Here is a 17,447-nt window from a genome sequence, read left to right as displayed (position 1 = left end):
GTCGAGGTCGTCGGCGAAGGTGTCGTAGTCGTAGCCGCCCGCCGGCTTGCTGGAGGCGCCGAACCCGCGGCGGTCGTAGGTGATGACGCGGTAGCCCGCGTCGAGCAGCCGGTCCTCCTGCTTCTCCCACGACGCCCCGTCGAGCGGGTAGCCGTGGATCAGGACGACCGGCTGGCCCGTGCCCCGGTCGGTGTAGTGCAGGTTGATCTCGACGGTGTTCTCGTGTCCGACGGTGATGTGCGACATGGCCGGAAACCCTTCCCGCTGGTTGCTGGTGCTGACGGAGATGAAGCTATTACCGAACGATCGGTAATACAACGTGACGGAGGCGACTCTGCAGCTTTACCGTTCGTTCGGTAACGTCGCCCCATGCCTCGCCCCCAGTCCGTTTCCGACGACGAGCTGTTCCACCGCCTCGCGGAGGTGTTCCGCGTCGCGGGGTTCGAGGGTGCCTCCCTCGGTGCGCTCGCCGAGGGGGCCGGGCTGCAGCGCGCCAGCCTCTACCACCGCTTCCCGGGCGGCAAGGTGCAGATGGCCGAAGCCGTCATGGAGTGGGCGAAGGGCGTCTTCACGAACGCGCTCGAACCCATGACGGACGACCCCGACGTCACCGTCGGCGTCGTCGAGTCCGCACGGCGGCTCTCCGCCATCTACGCCGACGGTCTGCTGCCCTGCATGCTCGACACGCTCTCGCTCTCGGGCGCCCCGGAGTCGATCCGCGCGATCGCCGCGGAGCTCACCGCCGGATGGATCGACGCGATGGCCGCGGCCGCCGAACGGGGTGGCGCCACGGCGGCCGATGCGCGCGTCGCCGCGGAGGAGGCGTTCGTCCGGGTGGAGGGCAGCTTGGTGCTGGCCCGTCTCCGCGACGACCCCACGGCGTTCCGTCGCGCGATCGCCGAGCTCCCTCAGATGCTGCTCGGGGGTCGGGCGCACCCATTCGCGTGACATCGCGACCCACCGAACGTGATCGCCCGGCGGGCGCGCCCGACGGAGCTGGGCGAACGCGCCACTGGTCCATGCAGGCCATCCTGGTGGCCTGGACGGTGCAGTCGACAAGCCCGCCCGACTCTGCTTGCATAGCCCGCGGTCCCGGGAGAGTGACCCACCCGGAACTGACCGTCACCGAAAGTCAGAGGTGAACCGCATGGCGACGCGGGCGCGCGCTCGTGAGATCTTCGATCGATCACGTGTACTGCTCGACCGCTCGCGCGTGGTCGCGGCGCACCTGCTGGACCCACCCCGACATCCCACGCCGAAGATCATCGAAGCCGCGCCGAGCGCGTGGGCCGAGGCCGCCCGGAACGAGTCGCTCGTCGACGTCTGCGCGAGCATCGCGCTGCGTGATCTCAACCTGATCGACACCCTGCTCGCCGAGCTCGAGGAGCTGGAGCGCAAGGAGGAGGACAGCACGCGGCTGGGCCAGCTGTACCGGCTCGACCACCTGGCCGCGCGGCTGCGTCGCAACGCCGAGAACCTGCGTGTGCTCGCCGACCGCGACGCAGGCGAGAGCGGTGGCGACACCATCTCGATCCTCGACACCGTGCGCGGTGCGATGTCCTCGATCGACCAGTACGCCCGGATCGGGATCGGCCGGATGGTGCCGCTGGGCGTGGTGGGCTTCGCCGCCGACGACCTCTCCCGGGTGCTCACGGAGCTCCTCGACAACGCCGCCAGCCACTCGCCGCCGAACGAGCAGGTCCGGGTCAGCGCCCACCTCACCGAGGAGGGCAGCGTGCTGATCCGGATCGAGGACGGCGGCATCGGGCTCCCCGCCGACCGCCTCGCCGAGCTCAACCGCCGGCTCTCCCGGGCGCTCCAGCTCGACGACGACGCCGTGCGACACATGGGCCTCGCGGTGGTCGGACGGCTCGCCGAGCGGCACGACCTGCGGGTGTCGCTGCACCGCAGGCTCCCGAACGGCACCACCGCCACCGTGCTCGTCCCGCCGTCGCTCGTGACGGAGCTGCCGGAGGAGGCGTGGACGGGCACCCACACCGTTCCCGTCAACGGCAAGCAGCAGCGGCGCCCGGCACCGGAGCCGCGCGATGCCGTCCCGGTGCCGGCCACCGGCGGTGGTCCCCACGCAGCCGCGCCGACCGTCCAGCCGATCACCGAGCCGACCGCCGAGCCCTCCGAGCTGCCTCGCCGGAGCCCACAGCCGTCCCGGCCCGCACCCCCACCCAGGCCGCCTGCCCCGGCGATCAGCGGCACCACGGCGAGCGGGCTGCCGCGCCGCGTGCCGCGCAGCATCAAGGACACCGCCGAGGTCGCAGAACCCGCGGGCAGCGACGAGACACCGGCCGACCCCGACGGCCACGACAAGTTCCTGGCCGACCTCGGCGACTTCGCCGACGGGGAGCAGAGCGCACTCGCCGCGGACGCCGCAACGGGCGCGGGACCGGACGAGGGTGACGGCGCGGACGGAGATCCGAAGTGACGACCGAGGGCCGGCGATCGCCCCGGGACTTCGGGTGGCTCCTGAACGACTTCGTCGGGCGCGTGCACGGTGTCACGCACGCACTGATCATGTCGTCCGACGGGTTCCCGCTGACCGCGTCGCGCACCGTCGCGCGCGACGACGCCGAGCAGCTCGCCGCGATCGCGAGCGGGTTGCTGAGCCTCGCCCGCAACAGCGCCGCGCTGTTCGACAAGGGCACGTGCGAGCAGATCATGATCCGCATGACGTACGGCTGGTTCCTGTTCATGGGCATCGGCTCCGGTGCCGGCCTCGCGGTGCTGACCGGCCCGGACTGCGACATGAAGGTCGTGGCCTACGAGATGACCCAGTTCGTGCGCAACACGGGTCACGCGCTGACCCCCGAGGTCCGCGCCGACCTCCGCCGGGTGCTCTCCGCGCGGCGGGCACCCGCGTGACGGGCCCTCGGGAGGTGACGCCCGTGTCGGGAGAGCCCAGGGGGAACCGGAAGATGCGCAGCAAACGGATCCGGCCCTACGCGCTGACCGGCGGCCGGACCCGTCCCCGCCGTGAGCTGCTGGTCGAGGCGCTGGTCTCGGTGCCGCGGTACGACCCGGGCTTGCCCGACTCGCTGATGCCCGAGTCGCGCGCGCTCTACGAGCGGGCCCGCACGCGCGTGTCGATCGCCGAACTGTCGGTGGCGCTCTCGATGCCGCTCGGCGTGGTTCGGGTCCTGGTCAGCGACCTCGCGGCGCAGGGCGCGATCTACGTCCACCCCACCGCGCACGCCTACCACCACGACCGCGAGATGCTCGGGAGGATCCTCGATGGGCTCGAGCAGCTACGGATCTAGGCCGCAGGCCGTGATGGCGGAGGAGGGTGGCGAGCCCGACGGGTTGCTCACGGTCTCGGCGAAGATCGTCGTTGCCGGGGGGTTCGGCGTCGGCAAGACGACGTTCGTCGGTTCGGTGTCGGAGGTCCCGCCGCTCAACACCGAGGCGTGGATGACCGAGGCGGGCACCGGTGTCGACGAGCCCGTCGACGCCGGCAAGTCGACCACCACGGTGGCGATGGACTTCGGCCGCATCACGCTGCACCCCGACCTGCTGCTCTACCTGTTCGGCACCCCGGGGCAGCCGCGGTTCTGGTTCCTCTGGGACGACCTCACGCGGGGTGCCCTCGGGGCCGTGGTGCTCGTCGACACCCGCAGGCTGGACCAGTCGTTCGCCGCGCTCAACTACTTCGAGAACGACTCGGACCTGCCGTTCGTCGTGGCGGTCAACAGGTTCCACGGGGAGCTGCACCACGACCTCGGCGAGGTGCGCGACGCACTCGCGCTTCCCGCCGACGTCCCGCTGATCACCTGCGACGCCCGGGAGCGGGGGTCGACGGTCGAGACGTTGCGGCGGCTCGTCACGCACGTGATGTCGCTCGGGGAGCTCTCGCAGCCGGGGAAGGTGCGCGCACATGCCTGAGGGGACGGGGAGATGCGCAAGATCTTGATCGTGGGCTCCGGGCAGTCGGGGCTGCAGCTCGCGCTGACTCTGCAGCAGCACGGGTACGACATCACGATGATGTCGGCGCGCACGGCCGAGGAGATCCGGGGCGGCCGGGTCATGTCGACGCAGTGCATGTTCGACAAGGCGTTGTCGATCGAACGCTCGCACGGGTTGAACCTGTGGGACGACGTGGCGCCCGCGATGACGCACCAGGGGCTCTCGCTCAGCGTCGAGCGGGGAGAGCGGGCGCTCAACTGGCTCGGCGAGTGGCCGGGTCCCGCACAGTCGATCGACCAGCGCGTCAAGATGGCGACGTGGCTCGAGCTGTTCGAGCAGCGCGGCGGCAGGGTGGTCATCCACGGCGTCACGACGGCCGACCTGAACGCACTCGCGGGGATGTACGACCTGACGGTCGTCGCCGCGGGCAAGGGCGAGCTGGTGCAGTTGTTCGACCGCGACGACGAGCGGTCGGTGCACACCAGGCCGGCCCGTGCGCTCTCGGTGTCCTACGTGGACCGGGTGCCGAAGCGGCCTGAGCGGCCCGAGGGCTCCGTCGACGTGTGGGTGAACATCGTGGCGGGCGTCGGGGAGAACATCAACATCCCTGGTTACACGGTGACCGGCGAGTGCGAGATCTTCTACCTCTCGGGCATCCCCGGTGGGCCGTTCGACGCGTTCTCCGACCGGCCGGGGCCCGAAGAGCAGTGGCAGCGGCACCTGCGCCTGCTCGAGACGTACCTCCCGTGGGAGTACGAGCGGTACCGCGACGCGAAGCTCACCGACGCACGCGGCACGCTCGTCGGCGGCTACACACCGATGGTGCGCCGCCCGGTCGGCGAGCTGCCGTCGGGGCACATCGTGCTGGGCATGGCCGACGTCGTGGTGGCCAACGACCCGGTCACCGGGCAGGGCGCCAACAACGCGTGCCGGTGCGCGCAGTACTACCTGGAGGGCATCCTCGCGCGCGGGAACGAGCCGTTCGACCGGGAGTGGATGCAGCAGACGTTCGAGGCGTACTGGACGCACGCGCAGTGGGTCACGAAGTTCACGAACACCATGCTCGACCCGCCCGAGCACGTGCAGGCGGTGCTGGGTGTGGCACAGACGAACCAGGCGGTGGCCGACCGGTTCGCGGGCGGCTTCAACGATCCTTCCGATCTCGCGGACTGGTTCTTCGAGCCGGAGAAGTGCCAGCAGTACCTGGCCAGCGTGTCGTAGCCACGATCTCAATTTCCCGGCGGGAGTCCGGCTCGGCGAGCGGCTCGCGGAAGCCGCCTGCGAGTGCGCGCAGCGCGGCGTCCAGGTAGACGGTCAGGTCGGCGTCCGCGCGGGCCGCCCACCGCTCGTAGGCCGCTCGGCACGCGGCGAGCGTGGCGCGGCCGACGACGTGCGGGAACAGCGATTCGGCCGGCTGCCCGACCCGCCGGGCGACGAACTCGCTGATCGCCCGCTCCCACGCGTCGTAGCGCACGGTGGCGCTCGCGGCGATCTCGGGCACGGTGCCGACGAGGGTCATGCGCATCCGCAGCTCGGGCACGTCGGCGGCCCGGTAGTGGTTGGCGGCGAGAACGGCGTGGCGGACGGCCTCCATCACCGGGAGGTCGTCGGGCGCGTCGGCGAGGGCGGTGCGGATCGCCTCGACCTCGCTGTCGAACGTCTGCCACAGCACGCTGGCCTTGGCGTCGAAGTAGCGGAAGAAGGTACGGGTGCTCACGCCCGCCGCGGCGGCGATCTGCTCGATCGTGGTCTCGTGGAAGCCCTGCTCGGCGAACAGGCGCAGCGCGATCAGCTCGAGCTCACGCGTGCTCGTGCCCCGCGGGCGGCCGCGGCGCGCAGGTCTTGTTCCCGTCACGGTGCGACGCTATCGTCCCGCTAATTCGTCACGTCATGTCGAAAGTCCGGTGAGAGGCTGATCATGGGTGGTGCCTGGTTCGAGACGGTGGCCGAGGCGCAGCGGCGCGCGCGCAAGCGGCTCCCGCCTTCGGTGTACGGCGCGCTGGTGGCCGGCTCGGAGAAGGGCCTCACCGTGCGCGACAACCAGGCCGCCTTCGACGAGCTGGGCTTCGCGCCCCGCACCGCCGGGTCCTCCGCCACACGTGAGCTGGGCACCACCGTGCTGGGGCAGCAGGTGTCGCTGCCGGTCCTGATCTCGCCGACCGGTGTGCAGGCGGTGCACCCGGACGGGGAGGTCGCCGTGGCCCGTGCGGCCGCGGCGCGCGGCACCGCGATGGGCCTGTCCTCCTTCGCGAGCAAGCCCCTCGAAGAGGTCGTCGCCGCCAACCCGCAGACGCTCTTCCAGATCTACTGGTGCGGCAGCCGCGACGTCATCGCGCAACGGGTCGAGCGGGCCCGCGCGGCCGGCGCGGTCGGGCTGATCCTCACCTCCGACTGGTCGTTCTCCCACGGCCGCGACTGGGGGAGCCCGGTCATCCCGGAGCGGCTGTCGCTGCGGGAGATGCTCCGCTTCGCCCCGGAGGGGATCACCCACCCCCGCTGGCTCCTCGACTGGGCGCGTCGCCGGCAGCTCCCGGACCTCACCGTGCCGAACATGTCCGTACCAGGGCAGCCGCCGACCACGTTCTTCGGCGCTTACGGCGAGTGGATGCAGACTCCGCCTCCCAGCTGGGAGGACGTGCGCTGGCTGCGTGAACGGTGGGACGGCCCGTTCCTGCTCAAGGGTGTGTTCCGGGTGGACGAGGCCAAGCGCGCCGTCGACGCCGGGGTCAGTGCCATCTCCGTGTCCAACCACGGCGGCAACAACCTCGACGGCACGCCCGCCTCGATCCGGGCGCTCCCGGGCATCGCCGAGGCCGTCGGCGACCAGGTGGAGGTCCTCTTCGACGGCGGCATCCGCCGCGGCAGCGACGTGGTGAAGGCCCTCGCCCTCGGCGCCCGCGCCGTCCTGATCGGCCGTGCCTACCTCTGGGGTCTCGCCGCCGCTGGGCAGGCGGGCGTGGAGAACGTCCTCGACATCCTGCGCGGCGGCATCGACTCGGCCCTGCTCGGGCTGGGCCGCAGTTCGGTGGCGGAGCTGGGGCGCGACGACGTCATCGTCCCCGCCGGTTTCAGCGATGCCGTGCTGCCCCGGGGCAGGGCGTCCACCTGACCCTTCCGCTCGTCAGGACGCGGGCGCGATGCGGTCGGGCGGTACGTCCGCGGTGAGCAGCACCTCCACGCGCTCCAGCCGCGACGGCAGCCCCGCCGGCGCCTCGGCGCGGCGGACCAGGGCGTGGTGGCTGCGCCGGTAGTGCCGGCACAGGTCGGGGAGCGCGACCACCCGTTCCCAGTACCGCTGGGCGAGCTTGTGCACGGTGCGGTCCGAGGCATCGTCGATGCGGGCGGCCAGCTCGTCGTACACCTCGAGGTCACTCACGTACCCGACGGCGGGGTCGACGGCCAGCCGCAGCGCGACGGCGCCGCTCGCCCCGCCCACCCGGGTGAGCCAGTCCCGCTCGGGAACCAGTCGCCCGGACTCGACGTCGAACACCAGGCCGTCCACCACCAGGTAGCAGTACGTGCACGCGTTCCGGTCGAGCCCTTGCAGGCGCAGGTGGTCGGGACGCAGGTCGTCGAGGACGTCGTTGGTCCGCCGGACCCGTGGCTCGTCGTGACCCGGCCCGCGGCGGCTGCACCGCAGCCCGTCCGTGAAGATCGAGTCGACCGACTCCGCGCTCGCCTTGTGGTAGATCGACATCTCCAGCACGTGGTGCGGCTACCCCGGTTCCGGGCCGGAATGCACCCGGATCGGGCGATCCCGCCACGTGGACCGGCGCGACCGACGTCCGGGCGTCTAGCCTCGCCCGGTGGCGAAGGAGGAGTCCGGGGAGAGCACGCTCACGGTACTGGTGGCCACCGCCGCCAACGCGACGATCGCCGTGCTCAAGCTCGTGGCGGGGTTCTTCACGGGGTCGGCGGCCATGTTCGCCGAGGCGGCGCACAGCATCGCCGACACGGCCACCGAGCTGCTGCTGCTCACCGCGTTGCGGCGCTCGTCGCGCAAGCCGGACCGGCAGCACCCGTTCGGCTACGGCAAGGAGCGGTTCTTCTGGGCGCTGATCGCCGCGGTCAGCATCTTCGTCTCCGGCGCGGTGTTCGCGATCATCGAGGGCGTCCGCACGATCCTCGGCGAGGAGGTCGAGCAGACGCTCGCGTGGGTCGCCTACGCGGTGCTCGCCGTGTCGTTCGTGCTGGAGGGCATCTCGTGGCTGCAGGCGGTGCGGCAGGTGCGCGCCGCGGCCGCCGCCGAGTCCACCACGCCGCTGCGCTGGCTGCGGGCCACCGACGACCCGACGGTGCGCAGCGTCTTCTACGAGGACAGCGCGGCGCTCGCCGGGTTGCTGCTGGCCTTCGGCGGGGTCGGGCTGCACCAGCTCACGGGCTCCTCGTTCTGGGACGGCCTCGCCTCGCTCCTGGTGGGCCTGCTCCTCACGGGCGTCGCCTACATCCTCGGGCGCACCAACATGGGTCTGCTCGTCGGACGCCAGGCCGACCGGGCCACCGTCCTCGCGCTGCGCGACGCGCTCGCCGCACGGCCGGAGGTCGACCAGGTCGTCGACCTGCTCACCATGACCATCGGCACCGACCAGGTGCTGTTGTGCGCCCGGCTCGACTTCGCCGACGCGATCGGCGTCGCGCAGCTGGAGCGCGCGTGCGTCGCGATCGACGCCGAGCTGCACGAACGGTTCCCGGACCTGCGCGAGGTGTTCCTCGAACCCGTGCCCCGCACCGACCCGGTCATGCGGCACCGGGTGCTGGAGCGCTACGGCCAGGGTGCCGCCGACCGCCTGGGCGGGACCTAGCGGCTCGGCAGCAGCACCCCGGCGGGCGCTATCCGACCTTGTCCCGGGCAGCCGACCGGCGTACGGTCCCTCTATCGAATCGATTCGATACCTCGAAGTGGAGGTCCGAGGTGGGTGACCGTCCGGTCGTGCTGGGGCTGCTCCTCTACACCGCCATCGCGGTCGCCCCGACCCTCACCGTCTGGCTCGCCGTGCGGGTCCTGCCCGCCGCCGTCACGTCGTTCTGGGAGCGCAGGCGGCGCACCGGTCCACGGCCGGGCCAGTGCCTGGAAGCCCTGGTCGCGAACCTGCGCAGGCTGCGCCGCCAACTGCTCGACTGCCGCCCGCCCACCAAGGTGCGGACCGTGGCCCTGCTCGGCGCCTACGACGACACGTTGCTCGAGGTCTGCGCGATGGTCGACGTCGACGCGCCACTCGCCACGGCAACCGGGAGCGACCGCGCCCTCGCCCGTCTGCTCACCGAGGCGGCCCTGGAGGACGCCGGCATCGCCCTCGATCCGCCGGCCTGACCGGTCACCGCGCGAGCCACCCGCCGTCGACCGCCAGCACCTGCCCGTGCACGTACGCGGCGGCGGGGGAGGCGAGGAACACCACGACGTTGCCGACGTCCTGCGGTGTGCCCCAGCGCCCGGCGGGGATGCGCGTCGAGATCTGCTCGCGCCGGACGGGGTCGGCGAGGAGCGCGGTGTTCAGCTCGGTGTCCATGTAGCCGGGGGCCACCGCGTTGACGTTGACGCCGCGCCCGGCCCACTCGTTGCAGAGCGCCTTCGTCAGCTGGGCCACGCCGCCCTTGCTGGCCGCGTAGGCCGGCACCGTGATGCCGCCCTGGAACGACAGCAGCGACGCCACGTTCACGACGGCACCGGCGCCGCGTTCGAGCATGGGGCCGCCGAAGAGCTGGCAGAGCTGGAAGACCGCCCGCAGGTTGACCTCGAGCACGTGGTCCCACGCGTCGAGCGGGAACTCGGCGGCCGGATACCGGTCCTGCACGCCCGCGTTGTTGACGAGGATGTCGACCCGGTGCTCGGCGAGCACCTCCCGTGCGGTCGCGGTGATCGCGGCGGAGTCGGCGAGGTCCAGGGCGTGGGCGGTGACCCGTCTGCCGAGCGCGGTGGCGGTGTCGGCGAGGTCGGCGGGCAGTGGCGAGCGGCCAAGCGAGACGACGTCTGCACCCGCTGCGAGCAGCGCGAGCGTGATCCCCCTGCCGAGTCCCCGGCCGCCGCCGGTGACGACGGCCGTCCGGCCCGTCAGGTCGAACGGGCCACGTTCTCGATCACCATCCATGTGCGGAGTATGGCCGGGGAAGCATCGCCACGTTATTGACAACGATTACTATCACCGAATGGCAGCTGCCCCGCAGGAAGGAACCCGGCGCGCCTTCGACGCCGCCGCAGCCGACTTCACCGCGCTCGGGCGCCACCTGTGGGGACCCATCGGTGCGGCGACCGCAGCGGCGGCCGGCCTTCGTCCCGGTGAACGCGTCCTGGATGCCTGCTGCGGCACCGGGGCTTCGGCGATTCCCGCAGCGCGCCTGGTCGGACCGGACGGGGTGGTCGACGCCGTTGACCTGTCGGGTCCGATGATCGACGAACTGCGGAGGTTGTCGGCCGACCTCCCACAGCTGCGTGCTCATCGGGCCGATGTGACCACCTGGGATGCCGGCGGCTACGACGTGGTCCAGTCCGCGCTCGGCATCTTCTTCTTCCCCGACATGACGGCCGACACCGAACGGTTGATCGGGCTGGCCCGCCCCGGCGGCCGGGTCGTGTTCACGATCTGGCGCGGTGACGCGATGGCGGCCGCCGGCCGGCACCTCGGTCGTGCGGTAGCTGCGGCCACCAGCGCGGCGCCCCCCGCGGAGCGCGAGCCCCATCTGATCGACCGGATCAACCAGGCAGCCGCCTACGCCACCTGGCTGGCCGAGCGTGGCCTTGCCGAGGTGGACGTCGCGGTCCACGAGCTGCGGCTGACCATGACCCCCGACGTGGCGTGGCTGGTGATCACCGGCTCCGGCTATCGGGGCGCTCTCGCGAACCTCGACCCCGACGTCGTCGACGTGGTTCGCGAGCGCTACCTAGAGTCCCTCCGCGCGGAGGGCGTGACGGAGCTCGACGCCACCACCCTGATCGGGGTCGGGACCACCCGGCTGCCGGTCCCGAATCGCTGAGCACACGTTGCGCGGAGCTTGTCTGACAACGCAGTATCGGGCGCGATGAACGAGACCAGAGCTTCCGTCGCCGACCTGCTCACGCGCCTGGGCTATCCCGCCCGGGAGGCCAACGACCTGCCCGACTCGCCGCTGCGGTTCCCGGACGGGGCGCAGTACCGCACCGAGATCCCGAGCGTGGAGGGCCCGGCCGCGCTGGAAGCCGTGTTCGACGAGGCGGACAAGCGGGGTGTGCGGGTGCACCGCGTCTCCTCGGGCAGCGGGATCATGCTGGCCACCGACGCCGAGATCGCCGACATGGTGCGCGCCTGTGCTGCCCGCCGCGTCGAGCTGTCGCTGTTCGTCGGCCCGCGGGCGCCGTGGGACATCGGTGCGCAGGCGCGCACACCCGCGGGCGGCGCCGTCGGCTGCCGGCACGAGGGTGCCGACCAGCTGGTGTACGCGATGGAGGACCTCGTGCGCGCCAACGCCCTCGGTGTGCGCGGCGCGCTCGTCGCGGACGAGGGCCTGCTCCTGATGACCAAGCACATGAAGGAGACCGGGCTGATCGCGCCCGACTTCGTCGTCAAGGTCTCGGTGCAGATGATGGCGTCCAACCCGGTGAGCGTGCGGCTCATGCAGGACCTCGGCGCCGACACCTACAACGTGCCGCCCGGCCTCACGCTGCCGCGGCTGGCCTCCATCCGGGCCGCCGCGCAGATCCCGATCGACATGTACGTCGAGTCGCCCGACACCCTCGGCGGGTTCGTCCGCCACCACGAGATCGCCGAGCTGGTGCGGGTGCTGGCCCCGATCTACGTCAAGTTCGGGCTGCGCAACCACCCCGACGTCTACCCGAGCGGCGCTCAGCACGAGGCGCTGAACGTGCAGCTGTCCCGGGAACGGGTCCGGCGCGCCGAGATCGGGCTCGGGTTCCTGCACCGGGCCGCGCCCGACCTCGTGACGTCAGAGCTGGGGGCGGACGGCCTGGCCGTGCCGGTGGCCTGAAGGCCCGAGCGTCACGAGGCGGCTTCGGCGTCGCTCATGCGCAGCTCGGGCGGCCGCTGGGTGAACACCCGGGTCAGCGCGAGCAGGTAGACGAAGCCGGCGGCGATCCACGCGAGGCCGACGACGAACGTGGTGCCCGAGAGGCTGGTCCACAGCCACAGCGTGAGCAGCACGCCGATGCCCGGCACCACGGCGTAGGCCACCAGGTTCGCCGGTGTCCGGTGCCCCTCGTCGATCACGTAGTGCTTGACGACCGACAGGTTGACGAGCGAGAACGCCACCAGCGCGCCGAAGCTGATCATCGAAGAGGCCAGCTCGAGGCTGATGACCAGCGCGATGCAGGACAGCAGGCCGACGACGGCCGTTGCCGGCGCGGGGGTGTGGAAGCGCTGGTGGAGCCGGCCGAAGATCTGCGCCGGCAGCGCGCCGTCACGGCCCATCGCGTAGAGGATGCGCGAGACGCTCGCCTGCGAGGCCATCGCGGAACCGAAGCAGCCCGCGATGTAGGCGGCGGTGAAGAACGCGGTCAGGACGGCGCCTCCCGCGGCCCCCACGACGTCGAGGGCGGCCGAGTCGACGTCGGTGAACTCCGAGTACCGCGGGAAGACCAGGTGCCCGACGTAGGAGACGAGGATGAACAACGCGCCGCCGATCACCGTGACCAGCATGATCGCGCGGGGGATGCGCCTGCGCGGGTCGTGGGTCTCCTCGGCGAGCGTCGAGACGGCGTCGAACCCGAGGAAGGACAAGCACAGGATCGCCGCGCCGCCGAGCACGGCGGACGCCTCGCCGCCGCTCGGGAGGAACGGCTCGGTGAGCGACGGCAGGTCGGATCCGGCGAGCGTCCGGCCCGCGGCCACCAGGAAGACCGCGATGAACACGACCTGGACGGCGACGAGCACGAAGTTCATCCGCGCCACGAGCCTGATGCCCAGGACGTTCAGGCCCGTCACCAGCAGGATCGCGCCGATGATCCAGACCGCCACGGGGACGCCCGGGAACGCGGCCTCCAGGTAGATGCCCATCACCAGGTAGTTGATCATCGGGAGGAACAGGTAGTCGAGCAGCAGCGCCCACCCCGTCATGAAGCCGAGGTGGGGCCCGAACGCCCGCTGCGTGTACGTGTAGGCGGAACCCGCGAACGGGTGGGCCCGCACCATCAGCCCGTAGCTGTAGGCGGTGAAGAGCATCGCGACGAGCGTGACGACGTACGCCGCCGGCAGGTGCCCCGCGGTCTGCTCGGTGACCACGCCGTAGGTGGTGAACACCGTGAGCGGCACGAGGTAGGCGAGCCCGAAGAGCACGATCGACGGCATCCCCAGCACCCGATCGAGGTGCGCGTTCCCGGCCATGATCCGGAGTATCGGGTGTCCAGGGCTCCGCCGACTAGCATGAGCCGCCGAAACCTCGGACCATCGGGCGGATCATGGGTACCGCGCTGCGGGTGGGCGCCGCCGTCGTCGTGCTGGCGGTCGTGGTCGTCGCACTGGCGTGGGTCTTCCAGCGACGGCTGGTCTACCTGCCGTTCGGGGCGCCGGACGCGCCTGCCGCCACCTACCTCGACGGTGGGCGCGACGTCGTTCTGCACACCGACGACGGGCTCGACCTCACGGCGTGGTGGGCGCCCGCCACCGGTCCACCCCGGGACAGGACGGTGCTCGTCGCCCCGGGCAACGGCGGCTCGCGGGTGCTGCGGGTGCCGCTCGCGCGGGCCCTCGCCGCCGAGGGCTTCGACGTGCTGCTCCTCGAGTACCGCGGCTACGGCGGCAACCCCGGCTCGCCCACCGAGGAGGGCCTCGCCGCGGACGTCGGCGCGGCCTACCGGTACCTGGTCGAGGAGCGCGGCGTGGCACCGGAGCGCCTCGTCCTGTTCGGCGAGAGCCTCGGCGGCGCACCGCTGACGCGGCTGGCCACCGAGCGCCCGGTCCGGGCGCTCGTGCTGCGCAGCCCGTTCACCTCGCTCGCCGACGTCGGCGCGCGCGCCTACCCGTTCCTACCGGTGCGGGCGCTCCTGCGGGACCGGTTCCCGTTGCTGGACCAGGTGCGGTCGGTGCGAGTGCCGGTCGCGGTGCTGGCGGGCGGGGCCGACGAGATCGTGCCGGTCGAGCAGAGCCAGGCGGTTGCGGACGCGGCGGGCGCGTCCTACGTCGAGGTGCCGGGGGCGCGGCACAACGACACCGCCCTGGTGAGCGGGCCGGCCGTCGTCGACGCCGTTGTCGCGGTGGGGTCCTGACGTCCTACGACGCTTCGCGCATCGTCATGCCGGCGAGCGAGATGACGTAGTCCTTCGACTGCTCGTCGACGTGGACGCCGTAGGTGGTCGGGTAGTAGGCCGTCTTCTGGTACGCCTGGGGCAGTTTCAGCGGCTGCTGGGATGCGGGCCCGGTCAGCAACCATTCGCGGGTGATCATCGGCTCGATGAACGTGTAACGGCTGTCCCAGGTGCCGTTGATGATGATGTGTTCGAAGTCGTAGGAGCCGGGGACGAGACTGCCGTCGCTGAAGTCGATCAGGTGCACACCCATGCCGGGCACGGCCTGCGCAGCGGCGGGTGCACCGGGCGGAACGACGTAGTCCTGTGGCACGTACTTGCTCTCGGGCGCACGTTCGGCCTTGGCCGCGTAGTCCGGATCGGACCCGATGATGGACTCGATCGTCGCCATGTCGACCATGTCGAAGTGGAAGTCGAAGTGCGGTTTGCCGAACAGCTCCGGCGGCTCGTGTCCTTCCGGGTTCCAGTTGAGCATGACATGGTCGAACGGGGTCGCCGAGGCCTGGTCGGGGAAGTCGAGCATCAGCGTCGGTGGGAGACCCCTGTTCGCTGCGGGTAGTCCGTCGAGGGCGGTGGGCGACAGTCGAAGGCCGATCTCGGTCGGACGTCCGCCGTCGTCGAGCGTGGTGTAGGTCTTGACCGTGCCGTTCCCGAGGGGTTGGGACGGGCCGAAGAAGGTACCGCTGTTACCGGGGGGCGGGCTCTCACTGCTGCACCCCGGGAGAAATGCGAGGGCCGTGCTCGCGGCGAAGGCGATTCCGAGGCCGCGGAGAAGTCGATGACGAAGCATGATCTTCTTCCGTCCTGATCGATGCCGACACGCTGGCGACCCCCGACGGCGCCGGTGCTCTGGGCCGTACCTGAATGAGCTACGGGACCTCGTGGAGCGGCGCTGGCGGTCGGTCAGTGCGGCGATCGAGGTCGACGCCCTTGTTCGCGCCGGCCCATGGTCCTCTGTGGAGTCCCGATCTGATGGAGGACGGCGAAAATACGCCTACCGGCGGCGTACGGCTAGGGCCGCATGGGGGTCGATCAGGGCAGGTAGCCGGCGGGCCCCGGGTCGGCCGCCGCGCGCAGACGTGCGCTGTCCTGCCGTGGCGGCGCACCGAAGAGCCGCCGGTACTCGCGGTTGAACTGGGACGGGCTGTCGTACCCGACGAAGTGCCCCACGCCCGCCACGTCGTCGGGCTTCGCCACCAGGAGCGCCCGTGCCTCCTGCAGGCGGATGCGTTTCTGGAACTGCAGTGGGCTCATGGTGGTGACGGCGCGGAAGTGCCGGTGGAAAGCGGCGGTGCTCATCCCCGCCATCCGCGCAAGGTCCTCGATCCGCGTCGGCTCGGCGTAGTTGTCGCGGATCCACCGGATCGCCCGGCTGACGTGGGACGTGCTGCTGTCGGCGAGCCCGATCTGGCGGACGATCGCGCCGTGCGGGCCGGTGAGCAGCCGCCAGAGGATCTCGCGCTCGACGAGCGGGGCGAGCACGCGGGCGTCGGCGGGCCGGCCGAGCAGGCGCAGCATCCGGGCCGCGGCGTCGAGCAGGTCGGGGCCGGCCTCGCCGGTGGCGATCGCCGGGCCGGCGTCGCCACGGGACGGCCCTCGCGGCGCGGTCTCCAGCAGCAGCTCCGCGATCGTGGCCGGCCGGAGCACCAGCCCCATGCCAAGGGCCGGGGTCTGCGGGCCGGCGTCGAGGAAGTGGCCGGTGACGGGCAGGCCGGTGGTGACCACGAGCAGCTGGCCCGCTCGGTACTCGAACACCTGGTCACCGAGCAGCAGCCGCTTGCCCCCTTGCGCCATGACGACCAGCAGCGGGTCGGTCAGCGAGTAGTCCGGCTCCGTCGTCTCCACCCGCGACAGCAGCAGCCCGGGGATCGAGGTCTGCAGGTCCGGCCGGGCGTGGGCAGCGATCAGGCGGCCCATCTCGGTCAGGAGGTCGGCGGCGCGCACACATCGATCAGATCGAAGGTGCGAGGATCAGGCAAGAGCCGGCGCGTATCGATCTACCGGCGCCAGGCCCCGCGCGTTTGCATTGAGCCATGCCTCTCGACCACTACGTCACCCTCGGCCGGTCCGGCCTCCGCGTCAGCCCGTTCGCCCTCGGCGCGATGACCTTCGGCGAGGATCCCGGCGGCGCCGGCTGCAGCGTGGAGGAGTCGGAGAAGATCCTCGCGACCTACCTGGACCGCGGCGGGAACTTCGTCGACACCGCGAACTTCTACACCAACGGCCACTCCGAGAAGATCCTCGGCGACTTCTTCGCCGCCCGCCCCGGCCGCCGTGAGCACGTGGTTCTGGCGTCGAAGTTCTTCGGGAACATGTTCCCCGGCGACCCGAACGGCGGCGGTGCGGGTCGGGGCTCGATCGTCGCCCAGCTCGACGAGACCCTGCGCCGCCTGCAGACCGACCACCTGGACCTGTACTGGCTGCACAACTGGGACCGCCACACCCCGATCGAGGAGACGATGCGGACCCTCGACGACCTCGTCCGGGCGGGGAAGATCCGCTACATCGGTTTCTCGAACACGCCGGCATGGGTCACCGCCCAGGCCCAGACCACGGCACTGCTGAAGAGCTGGACCCCGCTGATCGCCCTGCAGGTCGAGTACTCGTTGCTCGCCCGCACCGTCGAGGGGGAGCTCGCGCCGCTCGCCCTCGACCAGGGAATGGCGCTCGTGCCGTGGAGCCCGCTCAAGAACGGATTCCTGTCCGGGAAGTACCGGCGCGGCGCACAGGTCGCCGACTCCGCCCGCAGCGCCTTCGTCGGCGGCCCGACCGAGGACGACCACGCGGTGATCGACGCGGTGGCCACCGTTGCCGACGAGCTCGGCACCACGTCCGCGGCGGTGGCACTGGCCTGGCTCCGCGCCCGCCGCGGTACCGTCGTACCGATCGTGGGCGCCCGCCGCGTGGAGCACCTCGAGGACAACCTCGCCGCACTGGACGTCACCCTCGCGCCGGAGCACCTCCGCGTGCTCGACGAGGTCTCGACGCCGACCCTGGACTACCCGGCGCCGATGCACGGCGCGCAGCGGGCGATGCTGCAGTTCGCCGGCACCACGGTGGACGGGGTGGAGTCGGGTGTGTACCCGCCGCTCCTGCAGAGCGCCGTGCGCTATTGAGGGGTGGCGGCCTGCGTTGATCTCTTGCGTTCCGCTCTCCTGCGTTCCGCGGAACGCTTGCGGTTGGCGCGCCGTTCCCGGCTCGGGTCCCAAGGAGTCGGGTGCTGGCCCCGGGCTTCGCGTGAATCCGCGGGCTCGCATCGGACCTCTTGCGTGGCGTGGTGGCTGGTTTGGCACAACTACCGAAT

General features: G+C 71.6%; 20 protein-coding genes. 13 read left to right on the top strand and 7 right to left on the bottom strand.

The window, feature by feature from the left end; translation table 11 throughout:
- Nucleotides 1-246 (bottom strand): alpha/beta fold hydrolase (locus FB388_RS17845; protein WP_142102363.1); only part of this gene is annotated, 246 nt, incomplete at its 3' end.
- Between the two features lie 123 nt (nt 247-369).
- On the opposite strand from FB388_RS17845, the gene FB388_RS17840 reads away from it, so the two are divergent.
- The 6 genes from FB388_RS17840 (at nt 370) to FB388_RS17815 (ending at nt 5,136) form a co-directional block, all read left to right on the top strand.
- The gene (locus tag FB388_RS17840; protein WP_142102361.1) at nt 370-948 is read left to right on the top strand and encodes a TetR/AcrR family transcriptional regulator; all 579 of its coding nucleotides are present in this window, start codon (nt 370-372) and stop codon (nt 946-948) included.
- Nucleotides 949-1,147: 199 nt separating this feature from the next.
- Nucleotides 1,148-2,440 carry a sensor histidine kinase gene (locus FB388_RS17835; protein ID WP_142102359.1) on the top strand — a complete coding sequence of 431 codons (1,293 nt, stop codon included), beginning with the start codon at nt 1,148-1,150 and terminating at the stop codon, nt 2,438-2,440.
- The gene (locus FB388_RS17830) at nt 2,437-2,877 is read left to right on the top strand and encodes a roadblock/LC7 domain-containing protein (protein ID WP_142102357.1); all 441 of its coding nucleotides are present in this window, start codon (nt 2,437-2,439) and stop codon (nt 2,875-2,877) included. Before FB388_RS17835 ends, FB388_RS17830 begins: the two co-directional genes overlap by 4 nt.
- Before the next feature lie 53 nt (nt 2,878-2,930).
- The gene (locus tag FB388_RS17825) at nt 2,931-3,272 is read left to right on the top strand and encodes a DUF742 domain-containing protein (protein WP_142102355.1); all 342 of its coding nucleotides are present in this window, start codon (nt 2,931-2,933) and stop codon (nt 3,270-3,272) included.
- A gap of 13 nt (nt 3,273-3,285) precedes the next feature.
- On the top strand, nt 3,286-3,894 hold the full coding sequence (locus tag FB388_RS17820) for a GTP-binding protein (protein ID WP_246122128.1): 609 nt from the start codon (nt 3,286-3,288) through the stop codon (nt 3,892-3,894).
- 12 nt (nt 3,895-3,906) lie between these two features.
- Nucleotides 3,907-5,136 carry a styrene monooxygenase/indole monooxygenase family protein gene (locus FB388_RS17815; protein ID WP_142102351.1) on the top strand — a complete coding sequence of 410 codons (1,230 nt, stop codon included), beginning with the start codon at nt 3,907-3,909 and terminating at the stop codon, nt 5,134-5,136.
- On the opposite strand, the gene mftR is transcribed toward FB388_RS17815, so the two are convergent.
- Nucleotides 5,060-5,770 (bottom strand): mycofactocin system transcriptional regulator, encoded by a 711-nt coding sequence (gene mftR, locus FB388_RS17810; protein ID WP_142102348.1) that lies wholly within the window; start codon nt 5,768-5,770, stop codon nt 5,060-5,062. The genes FB388_RS17815 and mftR overlap by 77 nt on opposite strands.
- Nucleotides 5,771-5,833: 63 nt before the next feature.
- Between mftR and mftD the strand changes: the two genes are divergently transcribed.
- The gene (gene mftD, locus FB388_RS17805; protein WP_142102346.1) at nt 5,834-7,024 is read left to right on the top strand and encodes a pre-mycofactocin synthase MftD; all 1,191 of its coding nucleotides are present in this window, start codon (nt 5,834-5,836) and stop codon (nt 7,022-7,024) included.
- Between the two features lie 12 nt (nt 7,025-7,036).
- Here mftD and FB388_RS17800 read toward each other — a convergent pair whose 3' ends face one another.
- Nucleotides 7,037-7,621, bottom strand: coding sequence for a hypothetical protein (locus tag FB388_RS17800; RefSeq protein WP_142102344.1), 585 nt, complete (start codon nt 7,619-7,621; stop codon nt 7,037-7,039).
- Nucleotides 7,622-7,721: 100 nt separating this feature from the next.
- On the opposite strand from FB388_RS17800, the gene FB388_RS17795 reads away from it, so the two are divergent.
- Together FB388_RS17795 and FB388_RS17790 are read left to right on the top strand one after the other, a co-directional pair.
- Complete coding sequence (locus FB388_RS17795) at nt 7,722-8,717, top strand: cation diffusion facilitator family transporter (protein WP_142102342.1); 996 nt, start codon at nt 7,722-7,724, stop codon at nt 8,715-8,717.
- Nucleotides 8,718-8,827: 110 nt separating this feature from the next.
- A complete protein-coding gene (locus FB388_RS17790) occupies nt 8,828-9,226 on the top strand; it encodes a hypothetical protein (RefSeq protein WP_142102340.1) in 399 nt (132 codons plus the stop codon).
- A gap of 4 nt (nt 9,227-9,230) precedes the next feature.
- Here FB388_RS17790 and FB388_RS17785 read toward each other — a convergent pair whose 3' ends face one another.
- Nucleotides 9,231-10,001: an SDR family oxidoreductase gene (locus FB388_RS17785; protein WP_142102338.1), complete on the bottom strand. Its 771-nt coding sequence runs from the start codon at nt 9,999-10,001 to the stop codon at nt 9,231-9,233.
- Between the two features lie 58 nt (nt 10,002-10,059).
- On the opposite strand from FB388_RS17785, the gene FB388_RS17780 reads away from it, so the two are divergent.
- Entirely contained in the window at nt 10,060-10,884 is an 825-nt protein-coding gene (locus FB388_RS17780; RefSeq protein WP_142102336.1) for a class I SAM-dependent methyltransferase, read from the top strand.
- A 45-nt stretch (nt 10,885-10,929) separates the two neighbouring features.
- A complete protein-coding gene (locus FB388_RS17775; protein ID WP_142102335.1) occupies nt 10,930-11,871 on the top strand; it encodes a U32 family peptidase in 942 nt (313 codons plus the stop codon).
- Nucleotides 11,872-11,882: 11 nt separating this feature from the next.
- On the opposite strand, the gene FB388_RS17770 is transcribed toward FB388_RS17775, so the two are convergent.
- Nucleotides 11,883-13,223: an APC family permease gene (locus FB388_RS17770; RefSeq protein WP_142102331.1), complete on the bottom strand. Its 1,341-nt coding sequence runs from the start codon at nt 13,221-13,223 to the stop codon at nt 11,883-11,885.
- Nucleotides 13,224-13,297: 74 nt separating this feature from the next.
- On the opposite strand from FB388_RS17770, the gene FB388_RS17765 reads away from it, so the two are divergent.
- Complete coding sequence (locus FB388_RS17765; RefSeq protein ID WP_142102329.1) at nt 13,298-14,104, top strand: alpha/beta hydrolase; 807 nt, start codon at nt 13,298-13,300, stop codon at nt 14,102-14,104.
- Between the two features lie 4 nt (nt 14,105-14,108).
- Here the strand turns inward: FB388_RS17765 and FB388_RS17760 are convergent, their stop codons facing one another.
- Nucleotides 14,109-14,933 (bottom strand): DUF5602 domain-containing protein, encoded by an 825-nt coding sequence (locus tag FB388_RS17760; protein WP_142102327.1) that lies wholly within the window; start codon nt 14,931-14,933, stop codon nt 14,109-14,111.
- 242 nt (nt 14,934-15,175) lie between these two features.
- Complete coding sequence (locus FB388_RS17755) at nt 15,176-16,060, bottom strand: AraC family transcriptional regulator (protein ID WP_142103300.1); 885 nt, start codon at nt 16,058-16,060, stop codon at nt 15,176-15,178.
- A gap of 116 nt (nt 16,061-16,176) precedes the next feature.
- On the opposite strand from FB388_RS17755, the gene FB388_RS17750 reads away from it, so the two are divergent.
- Entirely contained in the window at nt 16,177-17,259 is a 1,083-nt protein-coding gene (locus tag FB388_RS17750) for an aldo/keto reductase (RefSeq protein WP_142102325.1), read from the top strand.
- Nucleotides 17,260-17,447 lie beyond the last annotated feature (188 nt).

This window comes from Pseudonocardia cypriaca, assembly GCF_006717045.1.
Taxonomy (GTDB): domain Bacteria; phylum Actinomycetota; class Actinomycetes; order Mycobacteriales; family Pseudonocardiaceae; genus Pseudonocardia; species Pseudonocardia cypriaca.
Note: the sequence above shows the minus strand (reverse complement) of the source record. Positions and strands in the feature narration are given on the sequence as shown.